Genomic DNA, 21,210 nt, shown 5'->3' on the forward strand with positions numbered 1-21,210 from the left:
AAATGCGGGTTCAGGTTACCTGCAAATGCGTTCAGCCCGCCGCATCAATATGCTCAGCCGTCCTTGCGCAGGTCGATATCGCCCATCTGCGCGTCGTCGCGACCGTCGGGGTTGTCACGGACAGCCTCGCCGGCGGCACCGAACGAGCGCTTGCCACTGTCGACGTGGAGGTGACTGACCACTTTGTGCACGCCTTCGATGCCAGCCACAAGGGCCTCGGCCATGTGCTTCACCTCAGCGCTGGGAACATCGCCGGACAAGGTCACCTGGCCATTCTTGACCTGGGCGAGTACCTGCGAGGTCTGGGCCTGCTGGCCAAGGGTATGGACGACTTCATCGCCGATCAGGGTGTCGGAGCGTTCTGCGGACATGGTGGGGTCCTGTTGAAGCGGGATTCCCAAGATCGCCGATGCAGTGTGAGTTTGGCGTTACCGGGGGCTTGGCTTCGCCCCCTCCCTTTGCCGAAGGCAAGGGGAGGGCCGGGGAGGGGTGCTTTGGCTTTGGCCTTGGCCTTGGCTTTGGTTTTGGTTCTGGCTCTAGCTTCTGCCGTTACGCCGTCATTCCCGCGCAGGCGGGAATCGCTCCTGCTCTGCTCCTGCCTTGGCAATTGGCGAGGACGACAGGCAAGGTCAAGGTCAACGGCAAGAGCGATTCCCGCCTGCGCGGGAATGACGGCATAAGAGCGGAAGACAAGTGCCCAAAGCCCAAAGCTCTTACCTCAACTACGCGGCCCTTCCGGCGGCGGTGGCTCCGATGACTGCAGCGCCACCGGCAGATGCCAGCCAAAATGCATCGCCATCATCCGCAGGCCAAAACACAGTCCTGCACCAACCAGGGCGCATGGCAACGGCGACAAGCCCAGCCAATAACCCACCGCAACCACAGCAGCGCCTGCCAACGCCGCGACCGCATACAACTCGGCCTGCAGCACCAGCGGCACCTGTGCCAGCAGCACATCACGGGCAATGCCGCCGCCGATGCCGGTCAACATGCCCAGGGCGGCCGCCATTGGCGGATCGATGCCATAAGCCAGCGCCTTCTGCGTGCCGGCCACAGCAAATAGAGCCAGGCCCATCGCATCGAACATGCGTACCGGGTACTGCATGCGCTCGATCAAGGGCGCCCAAAAGAAGGTGACGATGCCTGCAGCCAGGGTGATGGCCGGGTAGCGCCAGTCACTGATCGCCGCGACCGGGGTGGCGCCGATCAGCAGGTCGCGGGTGATGCCGCCGGCCAAAGCTGCCGCGAACGACAGCACCAGCACGCCGAAGATATCCAATCGACGGCGTACCCCCATCGTCGCCCCTGACAGGGCGAAGACGAAGGTGCCGATAAGGTCGAGTATCAGTACAAGGGTTCCCATGCGCCGTATTGTGCGTTGTCGCGTCGGCGGCGGCCATCAGCCCGGTCCGGAATGATGGCCCCATGGGCTGATGGCTCAGGGCAGTGGTGGCAGCAGGCTGGCGCCCAGCCGGTTCCAGGCGTTGATCACCGCCACCGCCATGCTCAGGTCGCTGATGCCCTTGTCGTCGAAATGTGGGGTCAATGCGTCGAAGGCTGCCTGAGACGGTGCGCCGTCGGGCAAACGGGTCATGGCCTCGGCCCAGCCCAGCGCGGCACGCTCGCGCTCATCGAAGAAGCGGCTCTCGTGCCAGGCTGGCAGGGTGTCGAGCTTGCGCGGTTCAATGCCGGCCTTGCGCAGGGCGGTGGCATGCATGTCCATGCAGTAGCCGCAGCCGTTGATCTGCGAGACGCGCAGGAACACCAGCTCCTGCAGTTCGTGTGCGATGGAACTGTCATGCACGGCCTTGCTGGTGGCCAGCAGGCCCTTGAAGGCATCGGCGGCGAGGCGGGTGTAGGGCACGCGGGGGAAGGTGGTAGTGGACATCAGGTTTCTCCAGACAGCCACGATGGCCGTCTTTCGTTACAAGGACGCAGCAGCGGCTTGGTGCGTGACAAGTGGGGGCAACTTTTCTGGATTGAGCACGCTGTAAAGGGCTGCGATGCGTCCATCCACCACTTCGATGGTGGTGAATGACGCCAATCTGCCTTGGGCGAAGCGCAGGATTGCCAGTTCGCCGTTGACGTAGCCAAGTTGGGCGGGCAGGGCAGCACCGCGGCGGGCGATGGCCCAGTACAGGCGGCCGATGCGCTCGGCGCCCCGTAGTGGGCGGATGGCAGCGGTGACGATGCCGCCACCGTCGGAGAACTGGGCGGCATTGGCATGCAGCAGGGCCTGGATGGCGGGGCTGTCGCCACGCTGGGCCGCTTCCATGAAGCGCTGCAGCAACTCCCTATGCTGTGCCGGCGCCGGCTGGAAGCGTGGTGCACCGGCCTGCAGGCGCTGCTTGGCCCGACGCACCAGTTGCCGGCAATTGGCCTCGCTGTGGCCAAGCAGGCTGCCGATCTGGCGGTAGTCGTGGTCGAAGGCTTCTTTCAGCAGGAAAGCGGCGCGCTCGTCCGGGCTCAGTTGCTCCAGCAGGGTCAGGAAGGCGACGGAGACTTCATTGGCGACGGCGTGGAGCTGGGCCGGGTCGGGGCTGGTATCCGTGGCCAGTTCGACCTGCAAAGGTTCGGGCAGCCAAGGACCCACATAATGCTGGCGCTCACGCTTTGCGGCGCGCAGGCGGTCCAGGCTGAGTCGCGTGGTCGCGGTGACCAGCCAAGCCTGCGCATCACGGATCTCGGCGGTGTCGCTGCCCGCCCAGCGCAGCCAAGCGTCCTGCAGCACGTCCTCGGCATCCGCGCGGCTGCCCAGCATGCGGTAGGCCAGTGCCAGCAGGCGCGGGCGGTGGGTCTGGAAGATGGATTCGGGGTTCATGAAGGCAGGACGGCGCGGGGCAGGCTGGCGTGACAGCGCTACTTTGCCTGAACCCAAGCCTGGCTATGATTGCGGTTGTGGGAGCGGCGTCAGCCGCGAAGCTGAAGACCTGTCCGTTCACCGGCTTCGCTGCTGACGCCGCTCCTACAACCAAGGGCGGGCAGCACTGCGCCGCTCCAAGGCGTAAAATGGTGGGCTGAACCCCCGCCAGCCTTCAGCAAGCGAGCAAGCCGTGACATCGATCAAGCAGGAAGACCTCATCCAGTCCGTCGCCGACGCACTGCAGTACATCTCGTACTACCACCCGGTCGACTACATCAAGAATCTTTCCGCTGCCTATGAGCGCGAGGAGTCGCCGGCGGCCAAGGAGGCCATTGCGCAGATCCTGATCAACTCGCGCATGTGCGCCGAGGGCCATCGCCCGATCTGCCAGGACACCGGCATCGTCACCGTGTTCCTGGAAATCGGCATGAACGTGCGTTGGGACGACGCCACCATGGGCGTGGAGGACATGGCCAACGAGGGCATCCGCCGCGCCTACGCCTACCCGGACAACAAGCTGCGAGCCTCGGTGCTGGCCGACCCGGCCGGCAAGCGCACCAATACCAAGGACAACACCCCGGGTGTGGTCAACATCAAGGTCGTGCCGGGTGACAAGGTCGACGTGATCGTCGCCGCCAAGGGCGGTGGCTCCGAGGCCAAGAGCAAGTTCGCCATGCTCAACCCGTCCGACTCCATCGTCGACTGGGTGCTCAAGACCGTGCCGACCATGGGCGCTGGCTGGTGCCCGCCGGGCATGCTCGGCATCGGTATTGGCGGCACCGCCGAGAAGGCGATGCTGCTGGCCAAGGAATCGCTGATGGAGCCGATCGACATCACCGATCTGCAGGCCCGCGGTGCTTCCAACCGTGCCGAAGAACTGCGCCTGGAGCTGTACGAGAAGGTCAATGCGCTGGGCATCGGCGCGCAGGGCCTGGGTGGCCTGACCACGGTGCTGGACATCAAGGTCAAGGACTTCCCGACCCACGCCGCCAACCTGCCGGTGGCGATGATTCCCAACTGTGCCGCCACCCGCCACGCCCACTTCACCCTGGACGGCAGTGGCCCGGTGATGCTGGACCCGCCGTCGCTGGAAGACTGGCCGCAGATCACCTACGACGCCTCCAAGGGCACCCGCGTCGACCTGGACACCATCACGCCGGAAGAAGTGGCTGCATGGAAGCCGGGCCAGACCCTGCTGCTCAACGGCAAGCTGCTGACCGGCCGCGACGCCGCGCACAAGCGCATGGTCGACATGCTCAACAAGGGTGAGCCCTTGCCGGTGGACCTGAAGGGGCGCTTCATCTATTACGTCGGCCCGGTTGATCCGGTGCGCGACGAAGTGGTGGGCCCGGCCGGCCCGACCACGGCGACCCGCATGGACAAGTTCACCCGCCAGATCCTGGAACAGACCGGCCTGCTGGGCATGGTCGGCAAGGCCGAACGTGGCCCGGCCGCGATCGAGGCCATCCGTGACAACAAGTCGGCCTACCTGATGGCCGTCGGTGGCTCGGCCTACCTGGTGTCCAAGGCGATCAAGGCGTCCAAGGTGGTCGGTTTTGCCGACCTGGGCATGGAAGCGATCTACGAGTTCACCGTGCAGGACATGCCGGTGACTGTGGCGGTGGACTCCACCGGTGAGTCGGTACACAAGACCGGCCCGCGCGAATGGCAGGCCCGCATCGGCAAGATTCCGGTGATCGTCGAGTAATCGAGCGCTGTCACTGGTGATGCCGCGACGGCCCGGGCTATGCTCGGGCCGTCGTCGTTTCCAGGGAATGTCCGATGCGCAGGTTCCAGTGGATGCTGGTTGTTGTGGTGTTGTCGTCGCTGGTGGCTTGCGCGAGTGGTGGAGGCTGGGGTGACGCGCCTCGCAACGACCCCGCGGCCTGCGTCAACTACTGCCAGAAAGCGTATGAGCTCTGCAACGCCAACCCTCGCAGCTACGGCGACTGCGGCGAAGCAAACCGTAACAACCAGTGCGACAAGATCACCAACCCGGACCTGCGTGGTGCCTGCCAGACCTCACAGGCGTTCTGCCAGAACCGGTCGGCTGCGTCGGTGTGTGGCGAACGCTTGAACAGTTGCATGAACAGCTGCAACTGAACCGGCCGATAGCTGCGACGAACCTGTAGTGCCGAGCCATGCTCGGCAGAGGCTTTCCCGGGAAGTCATCAAATCATCAGCGCCGCGGCCTGCGCCGCTGCCATGAAAGCACGGCGGCACGGCTTCTGCTCCCTCCCTTTGCCGCAGGCAAGGGGAGGGCTGGGGAGGGGGGCTTTGGATTTGCGCTTTTGCTGTTGCCGCGGCGTTGGGCGTACCAGCTTCGCGGCTTACGCCGCTGCCACAAGCCAGGTGTCTTGGTTGGTTAGAATGTAATATCTCCAGCCGGGAACTCAGCGCATGTCAGTTGTTCTGTACGGATCGCAAAGCACTGCTTCGTTGGTGGTGCATTGGCTGCTGATCGAGCTTGGTATCGCGCACGAGCTGCGCCAGCTGGATTTTGAGCGTGGCGAACAGAAGTCAGCGGAGTTCCTTGCGATCAATCCTGCTGGCCGCGTACCCGCACTGATCATCGATGGGCAGGTACTGACCGAGTCCGCCGCCATTGCCATGCATTTGGCCGACCTGCACCCGCAGGCAGCGCTGGCGCCTGTACCAGGCACGGCTGCACGCGGTGACTACTACCGCTGGATGTGTTTCTGCGTGTACACCCTGATGCCGGCATACCGTGCCTGGTTCTATCCGCAGGAGCCGGCAGGTGAGTCGAATGTGGATGAAGTAAAGCAGCGGGCCCGAGCGCAGTTGGAAGCCGCCTGGCAGCAGATGGCTGATCACCTGGCAGCGCATGGCCCCTACGTTCTGGGTGAGCAGCTCAGCGTCGTCGATTTCATGTTGACCATGTTGATGCGCTGGAGCCGCAACATGCCCCGTCCTGGCGATAGCTGGCCGGTGCTGGCCGCGCATGCGGCGCGGATGAAGGCACGGCCTGCGTTTGCCGAAGTGTATCGGCGTGAGGGGATTGATGATTGGTGGTGAGTGGGCAGTGGTATGCAGGATGAAGCGGCGACATTCGTGGCTTCGCGGCTGACGCCGCTCCTACAAGAGCAAACGCTCGGGTCGCTCAATCGACGTGGTCGTCGAGCTTGCGACCGCCCTGGAACGGCATCAGGTGCTGTTTGATGATGCCGTTCGGCACCGTCTCCAGTTTCATCACGCCATACTCCTGCGGCCATTGCGCCTGATCGCGAGGTAGCTTGAAGGTGCCCATCAACATGTCCACCAGTGGCAGGTGAATGGCGTAGTTGACGTCGATGTATTCCTGCTGTCGGGCGTGGTGCCAATGGTGGTAGCGCGGCAGCACCAGCAGGTATTCCAGCCAGCCAAAGCGGATGCCGAGATTGGCGTGCGCCAGCACCGCCTGCAGGCCAACCAGGATCACGTAGGCATTCACGGCCGGCGTCGAAAAGCCGAGGATCAGCAGTGGCAAAAGCACGGCACTACGGGTCAGTACGATCTCGACAAAATGCACGCGCGAGCCAGCCAGCCAGTCCATATGCCGGCTGGAGTGGTGCACGGCGTGGAAGCGCCAGAGCCAGGGGATGTTGTGATAGGCGCGGTGCAGCAGCGCCTGGGCCATGTCGGCGACAAAGACAGCGATCAGGAACTGCGCCCACACCGGCAAAGACTGGATGGCAGCTTTCAGTCCGGGGAACGCGGCCAGCCCCGCGATGGTGGAGGTGGAAGCGGTGACCAGGATCAGGATGAATTGCACCAGCACGTGGCTCATGAAGAAGTACGCGACATCGGTGCGCCAGCCGGGACGCAGCGGCGATAGTTCGCGCTTGCCCAGATAGCGCTCCAGCGGCACGAACACCAGCGCCGAGAAGAACAGCGACAGTACGAACCAGTCCAGCCCCAGCGAATAAGGTGTCTGGCCGATGGCATCGAACTGCACGTTGGTGCCGCCCAGCAACACCGCCACCGTCGCGCTGCCCACGCCCAATGTGGCGATGCGCTTGTTGCGATCGCGCAGGATGGCGACGGTGCCCATGATGAACGCGGCGGCCAGGCCAACCAGCAGCAGGTGGCGGGCAAACTGTTCGTTGTAGACCGCGCGGAACTCGCGGCTGGTCAGCAGCTCGGGGAAATGAAAGCAGGCGACCGCCAGCAGGCTCAGCACGCCGAGCAGTGCGGAGCCATAGGCAAAGAATGAGCGGCGAGTGCGGGTCATTGCGGACGTCCTGTCTTCGACCTGGCGATTCTGCCCGTGTCTGCTGAACGGGGGAAGTGGTATCGGGGCCGGCATCGGCACAATTCACGCAGCTTGCGCGGCGCGGCGGGTAGGTTTGCAGGCATCAGGCGGCAAGTGCGCCCATGGGTCGGCGGACGGCGATGCCGGGATGATCTGGAGTGTAGGTATGAGCGAATTGACGGTTCCGGTGAGCGCGTTGGATCACATCCAGGGCAACCTGGATGCGGCAGTGGTACTGGTTGAATATGCCGATTACCAATGCCCGTACTGCGGTGAAGCATTCTCGCTGGTCAAGCGCTTGCAGCAGCGTTTCGGCGAAGGGCTGTGCCTGGTATTCCGGAATTTCCCGCTGGTGCAGTCGCACCCACAGGCGCTGCCGGCGGCGATCACCGCGGAATACGCTGCCGAGCACGGTAAATTCTGGGAAGCGCATGACGCGTTGTTCCGCAGCCAGCAGCAGTTGGGCGAGTTGGTCTATCGCGAGTTGATGCGCGAGCTCGGGTTGCCGGAGGAGGGTTTGGCCGCGGCGATGGGCGAGAACCGCAACCTGTTGCGGATCCAGCGGGATATCGAGAGCGGTATGCGCAGCGGCGTCACCGGGACGCCCGGTTTTTTCATCAACGGCGCCTTGTTCCAGCCAAGGCAAAGCTTCGAGGAGCTCTACGACGCCATCATCCAGGCCGGCGCCGGAAGCAACTGAGGCGGCTTCGGCGCCAAGGCGCCCAAGCCGGTGCATCAGGACCGCAGCTCAGCCAATCAGGCCAAGCACGGTTTCCGGTGGGCGGCACAATGCCGTGCCCTTGGCAGTGCGTACGATGGGGCGATTGATCAAGCTGGGATGCTGATGCATCGCCTCGATCAGCGCTGCCTCGTCATCGAGTTTGGCGGCCAGCCCGAGCTCTGCGTAGGCGGCTTCCTTGCTGCGCAGCAGATCGCGGGCCGGCATGCCCATGGCATCAAGCACGGCGCGCAGCTGCTCGACGGACGGCGGGGTGTCGAGGTAGTTGATCACCTCGACCTCCATGCCGGCTTCCTGCAACAAGGCCAGCGCGCCACGAGAGTTGGAGCAGCGGTTGTTATGCCAGATGGTGGCTTTCATGACTCAGAACCACTCCAGCAGGGAGACGCCAACGCCGATATAGGTGGCGCGATGGTTGTAGTCGATCATGCTCTCTCCGTAGCCATCGAACACCTGCACGTGGCCGCGCAGCAGCTTGTTGATCGGGAAGCCGTAATCCATCTGCAGCGAGCCATGCGAACGGTCGCCGCTACGCAGCGAATGCCGGCCGGTGATGGCCAGCTCATGGCCGTTGCGGTTGTAGACCAGGGTGGCATCGCCACGCCCCATGTAGTCCTCGATATCCGGGTTGTTGTCGTCGCGGCGACCTTCCGGGATGCGATACCAGGGGCGCAACATGATTGCCCAGTTCTCACGGTCCAGGCCAACGTTCATCACCACCCGGTTCCAACTGCGCGACAAGGGATCACTACGGCCGTTGGATTGATGGTTGAGGCTGACGCCGGTCATGCGTCCATTCCAGCCGAACAGTGAATAGCCGTTGCGGAAGGCCAGCATCACTTCGGGCTCGTAGTTGGTCTCGCGGAAGGGCCGCGACAGCTCGCTGTTATAGGCCTGCCAGCGCGAGCTCTGGGTATAGCCGACCCAGATATCGCCGTTGTCGCCAAACAGGTTTTCGGCGACCTTGGTCTTGAAGCTGAGCTGGAACTTCAGCTCGGTGCTGTCCAGTTCCTCGGCCTGGGTGACGGTGTTGTTGGGATTGGGGGAGTGCGGCATTTCGTTGGGCTTGCTGCTCCAGAACGCCGGCAGCAGGTAGACCGGCTTGTAGGCACGCAGCTGGAACAGACCCAGCTTGGAGTCCTTGGCCAGTTCCCAGCGGCTATCCAGCAGCGAGCCGCGACCGGCGTTGGCCGCAGCGGAATCCAGCTCGTCATGGGCGAACAGTTCATTGCGATGCGGCAACGGTTGGTCAAGCTCCTTGGCGGTGGCCTTGGCCTCCTTGCGCGCGGCCAGGGCCGCGGCCGCGGCGGCATCGGCGGCGCGGGTATCGGTGGCGGTGCGGCCGAGTGCGCTGTCATAGCAGGCCAGGCGGATGGCGTCGGTCTCGAGTGCGAAGCAGGCCTGTGGCGAGGCGGGTGTCGGCATCGCTTCCTGGGCAAGCGCGGAGGCGCTGGCACCGCTCAGGACGAGCAGCAAGGCGTGGGAGAGGGCGGGTGTTTGCATGGGGTCCATCCGGTCGCTGTGGGGTGGCCGGGCCGGGGCAATCAAGCGGGCATTGCACGCCGGCAGCAGTGGCAAAGGGGGATTGTCGGTGATTCCCCTGTCGAGAGGGGGTTAGGAGGCGCTCAGAACAACCAGGCAATGGCGAACACGCCGACCATGGCGACCGCCAGGCCCAGCTTGAGGGCCACGCCCAGGACGATGCCCAGCCAGGTGCCAAAGCCGACCTTGGTGGCTTGGCCGAGCTGGCGGCCGTGCAGGTACTCGCCGCCCAGCGCGCCGAGGAATGGGCCTACGAACAGGCCGATCGGCATGAAAAACAGGCCGACCACGGTACCGATGGCCGAGCCGATCAAGGCCAGTTTGCTGGCTCCCACCTTCTTGGCCCCGGCGATGGTGGAGATCACGTCGACGATGATGGAAATGATCGTCAGGACCCCCAGTACCACGAGGGGTACCCAGCCCACCCGTTCGAAGCCGTCACCCCAGGCCGCCAGCAGCAGGCCGGCAAATACCAGGGGGACCCCGGGCAGCGCTGGCAGGATGATGCCGGCGATGCCGACCAGGACCAGCAGCGCGCCGACCAGATAGAAGATGAATGAATAGTCCATGTATGCTCTGAAGGGGGTCTAATAGGGGTTGACTTTAACGTGTTGCGCAGTGTTGCAATTTGGTTTGGCCCGGGTTAAGTTGCAGCCGCTGAGCTTGGCAAGGTCACCGTGAATCGTGGCCTGATGGGTAGATCGAAGGATTTGCTGCATCGTTGCACCTCGCTTCCTCCTTGCAACCAGCCGCCTTACCGGGCGTAACCATCAAACGAAAGAGTTACAGGGAGTTAGTCGAGATGTCTGATCGCGAAACCGGTACCGTCAAGTGGTTCAACGACGCCAAGGGCTTCGGCTTCATCAGCCGCGAAAATGGTGAGGACGTGTTCGTGCACTTCCGCGCCATCCAGACCGATGGCTTCAAAAGCCTGAAGGAAGGCCAGAAGGTCACCTTTACCGTTGTGCAGGGCCAGAAGGGCCTGCAGGCTGACGCCGTACAACCGGCCTGATCCGGCGGCCACGCAGCCAAAAGAAAGGCCCGCGCAAGCGGGCCTTTCGCTGTCAGCGGCGCCGATATGGGGCTCAGCGGATGACCACGCGGCCATTGACCACGCGCACATAGGTGTTCTCGCGGATGCCGCCGAGGTCCTTCTGGTTGACCACGATCACGCGGCCATCGTCCATCCGGACCTGGATGTCGTACGAGTTGCCGGTGACGTTCTGCTGGATCTTGTTGCCGGCCATGGCGCCACCTACGGCGCCTGCCACGGCGGCGATGTTCTGGTTGCCCTTGCTGCCGCCGGTCTTGTCGGAGATTTCATGGCCGGCCACTGCGCCGACGATGCCGCCGAGGATGGCGCCGGTAGCGCTGGGCGCGGTGCGGCCGGAGGCGACCGTGTCGATGCGGGTAACGATGCCGCAGTCGGTGCAACGGTTCTGGTTATAGCCATTGTTGTTGCCGTAATTGCCGCCATTGTTGTAGCCGCCGTTGTTGTAGCCACCGCCGTAACCGGGGGAGGTGGCGCAACCGGCCAGCGCCAGACTGGCAATCGCGCCTGCAGCAATCAGTTGGATCTTCATGGTGTTTCTCCTTGCCAGATTGGAAATGGGTACTGCTGAGTGACCCGCGGCGAAGATCCTGCGGTTTTGCATGTGAATGGAGGGCCAATCACGTGTGAAATCGCAGTTTGCTTACTTGAAGTCCTGATGGCATGACTTGCAGTCGCTGCCGATTTTTTGCACCGCAGCAGCCAATGCCGCGCAATCTGCCGGTGGCTTGGCCAGTGCGTCATTCAGCGTGGCGCGGTAACGGCTGGCGTGTTGCTGGAAGCGCTCGTCATCACGCAGCCCCGGGAATGCGGTCTCCAGGTCATTGGCCAATGCGCGCAAGGTCTGCAGTCGCGGCGTGGTATCGCTGACGCTGCAGCGATTCTGCTTCTGGCTCTCGCCCAGCAGTTGGGTCTGCTTGGCCATGACGGTCATGAGGCTGTCCGGGAAGTGGTCCTGGCGGGCCTGGATGGCGCGCATCCCCATCACGGTCGCGATCACACCGATCAACAGGCCGGCAAGCAGGACGAACAGATAGCGCGAGGCTTTGGACGGGGGGCGGGCGGGTGCAGGGTCGGACATTGCGTTGGCTCCAGGCTATAGGCAAAAGGGTTCGACTGCCGGGCATTATGCAGCTGCGCAAGCGAAGCCCGTGTCATCGTGGTTAGGGTCGGCTCGCCGCCACGCCGGGGCAGGCCGTAAAATGGACTGATGAAAGAAGAATTGCGTGAGCGTTTTGCCGGTATCGACCGGCTGTACGGGGCAGGCACCATCACCCACCTGAGCGGCTGCAAGGTGGCCGTGGTCGGCATGGGCGGGGTGGGCTCGTGGATCGTGGAGGCGCTGGTGCGCTCTGCGGTAGGCCATTTGAGCCTGATCGACGCCGACGATATCTGCGTCTCCAACACCAACCGCCAGCTGCCGGCAATGGCTGGGCAGTACGGTCGCAACAAGGCGCTGGCCATGGCCGAGCGTTGCCGTGCGATCAATCCGGACGTCGAGGTCGAGGCGGTGGAGTCGTTCCTGACCCCTGCGAACATGGCCGAGCTGCTGGACCGTGATTTTGACCTGGTGATCGATGCTTGCGACAGCTTCCGGGTCAAGGTGGAAACCATCGCCTGGTGCCGTCGCCGCAAGCTACCGATGATCACCATCGGCGCGGCGGGCGGGCGTACTGATCCAACCCTGGTACGGGTGCGTGACGTATCGCGTACCGAGCACGACGCGATGATGGCGCTGATCCGCAAGAAGTTGCGCAGCGAGTTCAATTTCCCCAAAAGCGCAAAGCGCTATTTCGGCGTGCCGGCGGTGTATTCGCTGGAGAACGTGAAGTACCCGCAGGCCGACGGTAGCGTCTGTGGCATCCGCCCGAACCTGGGCCCGGATGAGGCCTTGAAGCTGGATTGCGGCGGCGGCCTGGGTGCCGCCACGCACATTACCGGCGCATTTGCGTTCGTTGCAGTGGGCAAGGCGCTGGAAATGCTGCTGAAGAACCGCGCATAAAAGCAGGCGGGCGGCTGTGGTTTGTGGGAACGGCGTCAGCCGCGAAGCTGGCATTGCTGAAAATGCCAAGGTGTTCGTGATCTGGCTGACCTGTGGCTTCGCGGCTTACGCCGCTCCTACAGCCTGTCCTAAAGATTGAACAGCCGCCTCGCATTGGCCGTGGTCTGCGCTGCGATATCCGCCGCCGGTTGCTGGCGCAGTTCCGCAACGGTGTCGAGGATCTGCCGCAGCCGCGAAGGCTCGTTGCGCTGGCCGCGGATGCCGGCATCCGGCTGATCCGGTGCGTCGGTTTCCAGCAGCAGGAACTCCAGTGGCATCTGCGTCACCAGCCCGCGCAAACGATTGGCGCGTGTATAGGTAATGGGGCCACCCAGGCCGATCATGAATCCAAGCTCCCAGAGCTGCCGTGCCTGCTCTGGACTGCCGGAAAAACTGTGCACTACGCCCTTGAGTCCGCCAACCCGGCGGATGCGCAGAATTACTTCATCCAAGGCACGGCGCGCATGCACGATCAGCGGTAGCTGGAAGTCCCGCGCGACCTCAAGTTGGCCCTGGAAGTACATGCGCTGTGCTGCCGGCTCGAGATTGTCGACAAAGAAATCCAGCCCGCATTCCCCAATGGCGCAAGGCTTTTCGCGCTCCACCCAATCGCGCAGTTGCTGCAGGTGCTCGGGGCGGTGCTCCGGCAGGAACATCGGGTGCAGACCGTAAGCCGCATGCAGTCCAGCGCCGGTCGCGCACACCTCGCGCAGCTTGGGCCAGCTGGCCGCGGTCACCGCCGGCACGATCTGCATGCCCACGCCGGCAGCGCCGGCGCGGGCGACCACCGCCTCCCGGTCGATGTCGAATTCCGCGGCATCCAGATGGCAGTGGCTGTCGACCAGCTGCACGGCTCAGCGCTTGCCCGGCAGAATCGGCGGCTCGACCGGGTCCTTGCGCCGCTTCCAATTGGCCAGCAACAACGTACTCAGGCCAAACAGGATCTCATCGACAAACGGAATCGGATCGGGCAGCAGCATGCTGATGACGAACAGCGCACCGGTCAGTTTGAACAGGGTGGGGTAGCGCAGCTTGCGTGCCCATTCCAGAAACGGCGACAACATCATGCTCGACATGGCGTATCCAGATGAAGAGGGGTTCAGCTTGCCCCCAGGGATCAGGGCCGGCGTGCTGAATATTGCGACGAGTTGAATGATTTCGATAGGGTGAGGGCAGAAATACTGGCCTCTGTTCAGCTTGCCCATGCTGGAATCCCCCCAACACAGACGCGGCCAACCGCACGGAGACAGATCATGAAGAGCACAACCACGACCGTTTTGGTTGCCGCCGGCGCGCTGCTGGTAGGTGGCATCGCCACCGCCGCCTTCATGCAGGGCCGCGACAAGGCCAGCACCGCGCCGCTGGTGGAAGGGAGCCGTCCGGTATTGGACAGCTCGCCGCTGGTGGACGATGCGGCTGTTACGGGCAAGGTGGAGAACCCGGCCGAGCCGCAGCTGCAATATGCCGACGTGCTCAAGGTGGCACCGGTCACGCAGAAGGAGCGCGTCTACGGCACGGTCACCGGCAGCGAGCCGATCCGTGAAACCTCCACCACCAGCACCCCGCATGAAGTCTGCGAGGATGTGGTGGTACAGGAGCGCCTGCCCGAGCGTGACGGCAACGTTGGCGGCACCGTCGCTGGCGCGGTGATTGGTGGCCTGCTGGGCAACCAGATCGGCGGCGGCAATGGCAAGAAGGCGGCAACCGCTGCAGGTGCCGTGGCCGGTGGCGTGATCGGCAACCAGGTCGACAAGCGCCACGTTGGTGGTCGCGTGGTCAACCGCACCGAGCGCCAGTGCCATACCGAGCAGCGCACTGCCGAGTCCAGCCGAATCACTGGCTACAACGTCAGCTACCGCAAGCCCGATGGCAGCACTGGCACGATGCGCATGGACAGCCGCCCGGGCGAGCGTGTATCGCTGGGCAATGCCAACCAGACCGTTGGCTATGACGTGACCTACCGTTACGAAGGTGCGGAGAAGACCGTGCGCATGCAGGACCGCCCCGCCAGTGATCGTCTGCCGGTCATCAATGGCCAGTTGGTGACGCAGACCGCGGCGATGGCGCCGGCGGACAGCCGACAGTAACCATCGCAAGCTGTAAACCTGCTTGTTTCAGCAGTTGAGTCACCGGAATCCGATGCCAGTTCTCTGGCATCGGATTTTTTATTGTTTTGTGGGAGCGGCGTAAGCCGCGAAGCCCGCACACGATCGGGTGGCGCGAAAACCTCTTCAGGGAGCGAACAGTGTCAGCTTCGCGGCTTATGCCGCTCCCACAAACGGGCGCCAGCAAGGCAGCGTCCGTTTGACCAGTTGGGCTGGCCGGCGCAAGCTCGGCGTCCTTGTTTACCACACACAGGAACCGTGATGAGTGTCTTCGAGCTCCGGCTGGAAACCGAACGGCTGCTGCTGCGTCCACCGGCTGCCGAGGATTTCGATGCCTTCGCTGCGTTCTGCGCCGATCCGCGCACCATGCAACATCTTGGCGGCGTACAGGTGCCATCGGTTGCATGGCGCAGCCTGGCGGCACTGACCGGCAGTTGGCAGCTGCTGGGCTATTCGATGTTCTCGGTGATTGAAAAAAGCAGCGGACGCTGGATAGGCAGGGTCGGGCCCTGGCAGCCGCATGGATGGCCTGGCACGGAAGTGGGCTGGAGCATTGCCTCGGAGTTCTGGGGTCGCGGCTATGCACCGGAGGCCGCACGGGCAAGCATCGACTGGGCGTTCGATACGCTCGGTTGGCAGGAGGTGATCCACACCATCGAACCGGCCAATACCAACTCGGTGGCGGTGGCGCGCAAGCTGGGCTCAAGCCTGCTGCGACAGGCGCGGTTGCCAGCGCCTGCCGATATCGAGGTCGATGTGTGGGGGCAATCCAGGCAGCAGTGGAGATCACACCGCTGAGGGCGCACTTTGCTGCGGTCGCAGCTTTACCGCGGTGCCTGTGATCCGGTCAGATGGAGGCTGTCGTCTGCCATTCGGTAGCGGGGAGCGGATCAGTGAGTGTTTCGGGTGCTGGGTTGCGGGTCTACGGCATGTCCTCGTCGGGCAACTGCCACAAGGTGCGGCTGCTGCTGGAACAGTTGGGCACGCGTTACGATTGGGTCGAGGTGAACAGCGCCGAAGGTCAGACCCGCACCCCGGAATTCCTCGCGCTCAATCCCAACGGAAAAGTGCCACTGGTGCAGCGCTCCGATGGTCGGGTGCTGGTCGAATCCAATGCGATCCTGTTCTGGCTGGCTGAAGGCACGCCGTACCTGCCCACTGATGGCTGGCAGCGGGCGCAGGCCTTGTCGTGGATGTTCTTCGAACAGTACAGCCATGAGCCCTACATCGCCGTTGCACGTTTCATCAGTATCTGGACGCCGCCGGATTCGCCGCGTCGTGATGACCTGCCGCGTCTGCGCGCGCGGGGCCATGCTGCGCTGGCGGTGATGGAGCGCCACCTGCAGGATAATCCCTGGTTCACCGGCCCGGACTATGGCGTGGCCGATATTGCGCTGTTCGCCTATACCGCGGTTGCCGAAGACGGTGGTATCGGCCTGTCGCCGTATCCGGCGATCCAGCGCTGGCTGCAGTCCGTACAGGCCCAGCCGGGCTTCATGCCGATACTCGCGGGCTGAACAATCTCATTTGATGCTTGATTCCGTCGTCTCACTTGTTTGCTGTGGAGCCTGTCTGCATGTTTGCTCGTGTACCGAATCCCATCCCGGCCCGCATGAAGGGCCTGAACCGCGCTGAGATCTGCGATACCAACTTCATTGAATTCGTCAGCGCGCTGGCGCCGGGCCCGACGCAAGGTCCGCAGCCGGCCGCGCCGATCCTGCCCGGTAGCGCCTTGGATGCCCAAGGTTTCCGCGAGCTGTTTGAATCGCAGTTGATCAGTCGTCACCTGGACCTGATGGCGCGTGTACTGCGCGTGCAGAACAAGGTCTTCTATACGATTGGCTCGTCCGGCCATGAAGGCAACGCAATGGTGGCGCGTGCCGCCCGGCACACCGATCCGGCTTTCCTGCACTACCGTTCCGGCGGCTTCATGGCCGAGCGTTTCCGTAAGCTGCCGGGCATGGATCCGGTGATGGACTCGGCGCTGTCCTTTGCCGCCAGCAAGGACGATCCGGCCAGCGGTGGCCGCCATAAAGTGTGGGGCAGCAAGCCGTTGTGGGTGCTGCCGCAGACTTCGACCATCGCTTCGCACCTGCCCAAGGCGCTGGGCACGGCGATGGCCATCGAAGCGGGCAAACGACTGGGGCAGGGCCTGCCGATTCCCGATGACAGCATCACCATCTGTTCGTTCGGCGATGCCTCGGCCAATCACGCCACCGCCCAGACCGCGTTCAATGCAGCGGCCTGGAGCAGCTTCCAGAAGCTGCCGGCGCCGGTGCTGTTCGTCTGCGAAGACAATGGCATCGGCATCTCGGTGAAGACCCCGGAAGGCTGGATCGCCGAGAGCTTCCGGCATCGCCCGGGGCTGGACTACTTCCATGCCGACGGTCTGGATCTGGTCAACGGTTACGCCGACGTACAGCGCGCGGTTGAGCATTGCCGGCGTACACGGCGACCGACCTTCCTGCACCTGCGCACCACCCGGCTGATGGGGCACGCCGGCACCGACTTCGAGATTGAATGGCGCGCATTGGAAGAGTTGTGCGCGGTAGAGGCTGGCGATCCGCTGCTGCGTTCGGCGCAGGTGGCGGTGGAATCCGGGCTGATGGACAAGGCTGAAGTGCTGGCCCTGTACGAACACACCCGCCAGCGTTGTTTCGCTGCGGCCGAAGATGCCGACAAACGCCCACGCCTGACCACGCTGCAGGATGTGATCGCGCCGCTGGCGCCGTACACACCAGACAAGGTGCAGGCCGAGGCGACGCGCGCGGATTACAGCGAGCGACGCCTGCAGGTGTTCGGCAGCGAGGCCGGTCTGCCCGAGAATCAGCCAGGCAAGCATCTGGCAGTGCAGATCAACCAGGCCCTGCACGATCTGTTCGCCAAGTACCCCGAGACCTTGTTGTTTGGTGAGGACGTGGCGCAGAAGGGCGGCGTTTACACGGTAACCAAGGGTCTGCAGAAGGCTTTCGGTCCGCGCCGCGTGTTCAATACCCTGCTCGACGAGACCATGATCCTGGGCATGGCCCAGGGCTTCGCCAACATGGGCATGTTGCCGCTGCCGGAAATCCAGTACCTGGCCTACCTGCACAATGCCGCCGACCAGGTGCGTGGCGAGGCCTGTTCACTGCAGTTCTTCTCCAATGACCAGTACCGCAACCCGATGCTGATCCGCATCGCCGGGCTCGGTTATCAGAAGGGCTTTGGTGGCCACTTCCATAACGACAACTCGATCGCTGCCATCCGCGACATCCCGGGACTGGTGGTTGGTTGCCCATCGCGTGGTGATGATGCCGCAGAGATGCTGCGTACGCTTGCTGCGCTGGCAAAGGTTGATGGTCGGGTCTGCGTGTTCCTGGAGCCGATCGCGCTGTACATGACCAAGGATCTGCATGCCGCAGGTGACGGGCAATGGCTGTTCCCGTATCCGGCGCCGGATCAGGCGCTGACGCTGGGCGAGGGCAGGGTTTACGGCGAAGGCAATGATGATCTGTTGATCATCAGCTACGGCAATGGCGTGCCGATGGCGCTGCGTGCTGCTAGGACCATCGAGCAGCAGCACGGATGGAAGGTGCGGGTGGTGGATCTGCGCTGGCTGGTGCCGCTCAATGCCGGCTATATCGCTGAGCAGGCCAGGGGCGCGAAGCGCATCATCGTGCTCGACGAAGGCCGCCAGAGCGCCGGCGTGGGCGAGGGCGTGATCACCGCCCTGGTCGAAGCCGGCCATGGGCAGGTGCCGTTGCGCCGGGTGACCGGCGTGGATACCTATACGCCGCTGGCTGGTGCGGCCTTGTTGGTGTTGCCTGGTGATGCCGATGTGGTGGCAGCGGCGGCGGAGTTGGCGTGAGCCGCTAGCGTTTCTTTGTGGGAGCGGTGTAAACCGCGAAGCTGGCAATGCTGAAATCACCAGCACCTGCGACCTGACTGATCTGTGGCTTCGCGGCTGACGCCGCTCCTGCAGCACTGCTCCCTCCCTTTGGCGCAGGCAAGGGGAGGGGTTGGGGAGGGGTTGGCTTTTGGGCCTTCAACGGCTGCCAGCTTCGCGGCTTACGCCGCTCCCACAAAACTGCCGAAACCATCGCCATCTTGCAGGCAAACAAAACCCCGCCGAAGCGGGGTTCTGTTTTCAGGCATGCAGCGCTGGATCAGCTATTGGCCTTCAGCTTGGCCAGGCGCAGCCAGGTGTCGACCACGGTGTCCGGGTTCAGTGACACCGACTCGATGCCTTCCTGCATCAGCCACTCGGCCAGATCCGGATGGTCGGACGGGCCCTGGCCGCAGATGCCGACGTACTTGCCCTTGGCGCGTGCGCTCTTGATGGCCATCGACAGCAGCTTCTTCACCGCCGGGTTCCGCTCGTCGAACAGGTGCGCGACGATCGAAGAATCGCGGTCCAGGCCCAGGGTGAGCTGGGTCAGGTCGTTGGAACCGATCGAGAAGCCGTCGAAGATTTCCAGGAACTCATCGGCCAGCAGTGCGTTGGACGGCACTTCGCACATCATGATGATCTTCAGGCCGTTCTCGCCCTGCTTCAGGCCATTGGCGGCGAGTACTTCCACCACCTTGCGGCCTTCTTCCAGGGTGCGCACGAACGGGATCATCACCCACAGGTTCTCCAGGCCCATTTCGTTGCGCACGCGCAACACGGCCTGGCATTCCAGTGCGAAGGCCTTGGAGAAGCTCGGGTCGACGTAACGGCTGGCGCCGCGGAAGCCGATCATCGGGTTCTCTTCGTGTGGCTCGTAATTGCTGCCGCCGATCAGGTTGGCGTACTCGTTGGACTTGAAGTCCGACAGGCGCACGATCACCGGGTTCGGTGCGACCGAGGCGGTCAGGGTGGCGATGCCCTCGGCCAGGCGGTCAACATAGAAGCTCACCGGATCCTTGTAGCCGGCAATCTTCTCGTCGATCTTCTTCTTGGTGGCGGCGTCCTGGCGGTCGTATTCCAGCAGCGCATTCGGGTGAATGCCGATGTGGCTGGCGATGATCATTTCCAGGCGGGCCAGGCCGATGCCGGCGTTCGGCAGCTGGCCGAAGTCGAAGGCACGTTCCGGGTTGGCCACGTTCATCATGATCTTCAACGGTGCCGGCGGCATGTTGCCCAGATCGGTGGTGGTGCGTTCGAAGTCCAGCTTGCCGGCATAGATGAAGCCGGTGTCGCCTTCGGCGCAGCTGACGGTCACTTCCTGGCCGTCCTGGATCACCTGGGTCGCATTGCCCGAGCCGACCACGGCCGGCACGCCCAGCTCACGGGCGATGATGGCGGCGTGGCAGGTGCGGCCGCCACGGTTGGTGACGATGGCCGAGGCACGCTTCATCACCGGCTCCCAATCGGGGTCGGTCATGTCGGCGATCAGCACGTCGCCCGGCTGCACGCGGGCCATGTCGTCCAGCGACTTGACCACGCGGGCCACGCCAGCACCAATCTTGGCGCCGACGGCACGGCCTTCAGCGATCACTTCACCCTTGCCCTGCAGCGCGTAGCGCTCCATCTGGGTGGCCTTGGCGCGCGACTTCACGGTTTCCGGGCGTGCCTGGACGATAAACAGCTTGCCGCTGACGCCGTCCTTGGCCCACTCGATATCCATCGGGCGGCCGTAATGCTTTTCGATGACCAGCGCCTGCTTGGACAGTTCCTGCACGTCCTCATCGCTGATCGAGAAGGTATTGCGCACCTCGACCGGGGTGTCCTCGATCTTGACGCGCTCGCCCGGGACGTCCGAATAGACCATGCGGATCGCCTTGGAGCCCAGCGAGCGGCGCAGGATCGCCGGCTTGCCGGCATGCAGGCTGGGCTTGTAGACGTAGAACTCGTCCGGATTGACCGCGCCCTGCACGACCATTTCGCCCAGGCCGACCGAGGAGGTGACAAACACCACGTCGCGGAAGCCGGACTCGGTGTCCAGGGTGAACAGCACGCCCGACGAACCCACGCCCGAGCGCACCATCAGCTGCACACCGGCGGACAGGAACACGTCTTCATGCTTGAAGCCGTGGTGTACGCGGTAGGCGATGGCGCGGTCGTTGTACAGCGAGGCAAACACTTCCTTGACCTTGTGCACGACATCGTCGGCACCGGTGACGTTGAGGAAGGTTTCCTGCTGGCCGGCAAACGAAGCGTCCGGCAGATCTTCGGCGGTCGCCGAGGAACGCACGGCCACGGCGATGTCGCCGCCGCCGTTCTCGGCGCTCAGCTTTGCGTAGGCGTCGCGGATGTCCTTGTCCAGCTGCGGCTGCAGCGGGGCGTCGATCACCCAGCCGCGGATTTCCTTGCCGGCAACGGTGAGGGCAGCGACATCTTCCACGTCCAGCGTGGCCAGCTTGTCGAAAATGCGCTTGGACAGGTCGTTATGGGCGATGAAGTCCTTGAACGCCTCGGAGGTGGTGGCATAACCACCGGGGACGGACACCCCCAGACCGGCAAGATTGCCGATCATCTCCCCGAGCGAGGAGTTCTTGCCACCTACGCGGGCCAGGTCGGCCAAGCGCAGCTCATGCAACCACAGGATATTCTCGTTCAAGCGCGATGCTCCGTTGAGGCCATCGCCCGTGGCGGGCTTGGGATGGCCACGTCCGTAGGAAGAAGCCAATATGATGCAGTGCACACCGAAGCCGCA

At 63.7% G+C, this 21,210-nt stretch carries 23 protein-coding genes; 10 read left to right on the forward strand and 13 right to left on the reverse strand.

Going from position 1 to position 21,210, the window contains the following annotated elements; translation table 11 throughout:
- Positions 1–53: 53 nt before the first annotated feature.
- From RT131_RS02885 to RT131_RS02900, 4 genes are all read right to left on the reverse strand, one after another.
- A complete protein-coding gene (locus RT131_RS02885) occupies positions 54–371 on the reverse strand; it encodes a BON domain-containing protein (RefSeq protein ID WP_313170070.1) in 318 nt (105 codons plus the stop codon).
- Between the two features lie 347 nt (positions 372–718).
- Positions 719–1,363 (reverse strand): trimeric intracellular cation channel family protein, encoded by a 645-nt coding sequence (locus RT131_RS02890; RefSeq protein WP_313170072.1) that lies wholly within the window; start codon positions 1,361–1,363, stop codon positions 719–721.
- A gap of 75 nt (positions 1,364–1,438) precedes the next feature.
- Entirely contained in the window at positions 1,439–1,888 is a 450-nt protein-coding gene (locus RT131_RS02895) for a carboxymuconolactone decarboxylase family protein (RefSeq protein WP_313170074.1), read from the reverse strand.
- Between the two features lie 36 nt (positions 1,889–1,924).
- Complete coding sequence (locus RT131_RS02900; protein WP_313170076.1) at positions 1,925–2,821, reverse strand: RNA polymerase sigma-70 factor; 897 nt, start codon at positions 2,819–2,821, stop codon at positions 1,925–1,927.
- A 232-nt stretch (positions 2,822–3,053) separates the two neighbouring features.
- Here RT131_RS02900 and RT131_RS02905 point away from each other — a divergent pair, with 232 nt between their 5' ends.
- From RT131_RS02905 to RT131_RS02915, 3 genes are all read left to right on the forward strand, one after another.
- Positions 3,054–4,571 (forward strand): fumarate hydratase, encoded by a 1,518-nt coding sequence (locus tag RT131_RS02905; RefSeq protein ID WP_312371282.1) that lies wholly within the window; start codon positions 3,054–3,056, stop codon positions 4,569–4,571.
- Between the two features lie 74 nt (positions 4,572–4,645).
- Positions 4,646–4,966 (forward strand): hypothetical protein, encoded by a 321-nt coding sequence (locus tag RT131_RS02910; protein WP_313170078.1) that lies wholly within the window; start codon positions 4,646–4,648, stop codon positions 4,964–4,966.
- A gap of 297 nt (positions 4,967–5,263) precedes the next feature.
- Positions 5,264–5,899 (forward strand): glutathione S-transferase family protein, encoded by a 636-nt coding sequence (locus RT131_RS02915; protein ID WP_313170080.1) that lies wholly within the window; start codon positions 5,264–5,266, stop codon positions 5,897–5,899.
- An 85-nt stretch (positions 5,900–5,984) separates the two neighbouring features.
- Here RT131_RS02915 and RT131_RS02920 read toward each other — a convergent pair whose 3' ends face one another.
- Positions 5,985–7,094 (reverse strand): sterol desaturase family protein, encoded by a 1,110-nt coding sequence (locus tag RT131_RS02920; protein WP_313170082.1) that lies wholly within the window; start codon positions 7,092–7,094, stop codon positions 5,985–5,987.
- Here RT131_RS02920 and RT131_RS02925 point away from each other — a divergent pair.
- Positions 7,084–7,815, forward strand: coding sequence for a DsbA family protein (locus RT131_RS02925; protein WP_313170084.1), 732 nt, complete (start codon positions 7,084–7,086; stop codon positions 7,813–7,815). The two genes, RT131_RS02920 and RT131_RS02925, sit on opposite strands and share 11 nt — an antisense overlap.
- A 48-nt stretch (positions 7,816–7,863) precedes the next feature.
- On the opposite strand, the gene arsC is transcribed toward RT131_RS02925, so the two are convergent.
- The 3 genes from arsC to RT131_RS02940 form a co-directional block, all read right to left on the reverse strand.
- Entirely contained in the window at positions 7,864–8,214 is a 351-nt protein-coding gene (gene arsC, locus RT131_RS02930) for an arsenate reductase (glutaredoxin) (protein ID WP_313170086.1), read from the reverse strand.
- A 3-nt stretch (positions 8,215–8,217) separates the two neighbouring features.
- Positions 8,218–9,357, reverse strand: a complete 1,140-nt coding sequence (locus tag RT131_RS02935) for a phospholipase A (RefSeq protein ID WP_313170087.1) — start codon at positions 9,355–9,357, stop codon at positions 8,218–8,220.
- Positions 9,358–9,479: 122 nt separating this feature from the next.
- A complete protein-coding gene (locus RT131_RS02940; protein ID WP_313170088.1) occupies positions 9,480–9,965 on the reverse strand; it encodes a DUF456 domain-containing protein in 486 nt (161 codons plus the stop codon).
- A gap of 233 nt (positions 9,966–10,198) precedes the next feature.
- Here RT131_RS02940 and RT131_RS02945 point away from each other — a divergent pair, with 233 nt between their 5' ends.
- The gene (locus RT131_RS02945) at positions 10,199–10,408 is read left to right on the forward strand and encodes a cold-shock protein (protein WP_282271583.1); all 210 of its coding nucleotides are present in this window, start codon (positions 10,199–10,201) and stop codon (positions 10,406–10,408) included.
- A 73-nt stretch (positions 10,409–10,481) separates the two neighbouring features.
- On the opposite strand, the gene RT131_RS02950 is transcribed toward RT131_RS02945, so the two are convergent.
- Positions 10,482–10,979, reverse strand: a complete 498-nt coding sequence (locus RT131_RS02950; protein ID WP_313170090.1) for a glycine zipper 2TM domain-containing protein — start codon at positions 10,977–10,979, stop codon at positions 10,482–10,484.
- A 111-nt stretch (positions 10,980–11,090) separates the two neighbouring features.
- Positions 11,091–11,528, reverse strand: a complete 438-nt coding sequence (locus tag RT131_RS02955) for a cytochrome c (protein ID WP_313170092.1) — start codon at positions 11,526–11,528, stop codon at positions 11,091–11,093.
- A gap of 129 nt (positions 11,529–11,657) precedes the next feature.
- On the opposite strand from RT131_RS02955, the gene RT131_RS02960 reads away from it, so the two are divergent.
- Entirely contained in the window at positions 11,658–12,449 is a 792-nt protein-coding gene (locus tag RT131_RS02960) for a tRNA threonylcarbamoyladenosine dehydratase (protein ID WP_313170093.1), read from the forward strand.
- Positions 12,450–12,577: 128 nt separating this feature from the next.
- Here RT131_RS02960 and RT131_RS02965 read toward each other — a convergent pair whose 3' ends face one another.
- A complete protein-coding gene (locus tag RT131_RS02965) occupies positions 12,578–13,339 on the reverse strand; it encodes a TatD family hydrolase (RefSeq protein WP_313170095.1) in 762 nt (253 codons plus the stop codon).
- A 3-nt stretch (positions 13,340–13,342) separates the two neighbouring features.
- Complete coding sequence (locus RT131_RS02970) at positions 13,343–13,564, reverse strand: DUF6116 family protein (RefSeq protein ID WP_313170224.1); 222 nt, start codon at positions 13,562–13,564, stop codon at positions 13,343–13,345.
- Positions 13,565–13,741: 177 nt separating this feature from the next.
- Here RT131_RS02970 and RT131_RS02975 point away from each other — a divergent pair, with 177 nt between their 5' ends.
- The 4 genes from RT131_RS02975 to RT131_RS02990 all read left to right on the forward strand — a co-directional run bounded on the left by RT131_RS02975 (position 13,742) and on the right by RT131_RS02990 (position 18,440).
- Entirely contained in the window at positions 13,742–14,575 is an 834-nt protein-coding gene (locus RT131_RS02975; protein WP_313170097.1) for a glycine zipper 2TM domain-containing protein, read from the forward strand.
- A gap of 279 nt (positions 14,576–14,854) precedes the next feature.
- Positions 14,855–15,391: a GNAT family N-acetyltransferase gene (locus tag RT131_RS02980; RefSeq protein ID WP_313170098.1), complete on the forward strand. Its 537-nt coding sequence runs from the start codon at positions 14,855–14,857 to the stop codon at positions 15,389–15,391.
- Between the two features lie 95 nt (positions 15,392–15,486).
- The gene (locus RT131_RS02985; RefSeq protein WP_313170100.1) at positions 15,487–16,110 is read left to right on the forward strand and encodes a glutathione S-transferase family protein; all 624 of its coding nucleotides are present in this window, start codon (positions 15,487–15,489) and stop codon (positions 16,108–16,110) included.
- A gap of 59 nt (positions 16,111–16,169) precedes the next feature.
- Positions 16,170–18,440: a thiamine pyrophosphate-dependent enzyme gene (locus RT131_RS02990; RefSeq protein ID WP_313170102.1), complete on the forward strand. Its 2,271-nt coding sequence runs from the start codon at positions 16,170–16,172 to the stop codon at positions 18,438–18,440.
- Positions 18,441–18,738: 298 nt separating this feature from the next.
- Here the strand turns inward: RT131_RS02990 and ppsA are convergent, their stop codons facing one another.
- Positions 18,739–21,114: a phosphoenolpyruvate synthase gene (gene ppsA / locus RT131_RS02995; protein WP_313170103.1), complete on the reverse strand. Its 2,376-nt coding sequence runs from the start codon at positions 21,112–21,114 to the stop codon at positions 18,739–18,741.
- Positions 21,115–21,210: the final 96 nt, after the last annotated feature.

Source organism: Stenotrophomonas sp. (assembly GCF_032066555.1).
Taxonomy (GTDB): Bacteria; Pseudomonadota; Gammaproteobacteria; order Xanthomonadales; family Xanthomonadaceae; genus Stenotrophomonas.

What these genes read in the sequence shown, in the direction of transcription:
- RT131_RS02885 (WP_313170070.1), bottom strand. Translation starts at nt 371, where the DNA reads ATGTCCGCAGAACGCTCCGACACCCTGATCGGCGATGAAGTCGTCCAT.
- RT131_RS02890 (WP_313170072.1), bottom strand. Translation starts at nt 1,363, where the DNA reads ATGGGAACCCTTGTACTGATACTCGACCTTATCGGCACCTTCGTCTTC.
- RT131_RS02895 (WP_313170074.1), bottom strand. Translation starts at nt 1,888, where the DNA reads ATGTCCACTACCACCTTCCCCCGCGTGCCCTACACCCGCCTCGCCGCC.
- RT131_RS02900 (WP_313170076.1), bottom strand. Translation starts at nt 2,821, where the DNA reads ATGAACCCCGAATCCATCTTCCAGACCCACCGCCCGCGCCTGCTGGCA.
- RT131_RS02910 (WP_313170078.1), top strand. Translation starts at nt 4,646, where the DNA reads ATGCGCAGGTTCCAGTGGATGCTGGTTGTTGTGGTGTTGTCGTCGCTG.
- RT131_RS02915 (WP_313170080.1), top strand. Translation starts at nt 5,264, where the DNA reads ATGTCAGTTGTTCTGTACGGATCGCAAAGCACTGCTTCGTTGGTGGTG.
- RT131_RS02920 (WP_313170082.1), bottom strand. Translation starts at nt 7,094, where the DNA reads ATGACCCGCACTCGCCGCTCATTCTTTGCCTATGGCTCCGCACTGCTC.
- arsC (WP_313170086.1), bottom strand. Translation starts at nt 8,214, where the DNA reads ATGAAAGCCACCATCTGGCATAACAACCGCTGCTCCAACTCTCGTGGC.
- RT131_RS02935 (WP_313170087.1), bottom strand. Translation starts at nt 9,357, where the DNA reads ATGCAAACACCCGCCCTCTCCCACGCCTTGCTGCTCGTCCTGAGCGGT.
- RT131_RS02940 (WP_313170088.1), bottom strand. Translation starts at nt 9,965, where the DNA reads ATGGACTATTCATTCATCTTCTATCTGGTCGGCGCGCTGCTGGTCCTG.
- RT131_RS02945 (WP_282271583.1), top strand. Translation starts at nt 10,199, where the DNA reads ATGTCTGATCGCGAAACCGGTACCGTCAAGTGGTTCAACGACGCCAAG.
- RT131_RS02950 (WP_313170090.1), bottom strand. Translation starts at nt 10,979, where the DNA reads ATGAAGATCCAACTGATTGCTGCAGGCGCGATTGCCAGTCTGGCGCTG.
- RT131_RS02955 (WP_313170092.1), bottom strand. Translation starts at nt 11,528, where the DNA reads ATGTCCGACCCTGCACCCGCCCGCCCCCCGTCCAAAGCCTCGCGCTAT.
- RT131_RS02960 (WP_313170093.1), top strand. Translation starts at nt 11,658, where the DNA reads ATGAAAGAAGAATTGCGTGAGCGTTTTGCCGGTATCGACCGGCTGTAC.
- RT131_RS02970 (WP_313170224.1), bottom strand. Translation starts at nt 13,564, where the DNA reads ATGTCGAGCATGATGTTGTCGCCGTTTCTGGAATGGGCACGCAAGCTG.
- RT131_RS02975 (WP_313170097.1), top strand. Translation starts at nt 13,742, where the DNA reads ATGAAGAGCACAACCACGACCGTTTTGGTTGCCGCCGGCGCGCTGCTG.
- RT131_RS02980 (WP_313170098.1), top strand. Translation starts at nt 14,855, where the DNA reads ATGAGTGTCTTCGAGCTCCGGCTGGAAACCGAACGGCTGCTGCTGCGT.
- RT131_RS02990 (WP_313170102.1), top strand. Translation starts at nt 16,170, where the DNA reads ATGTTTGCTCGTGTACCGAATCCCATCCCGGCCCGCATGAAGGGCCTG.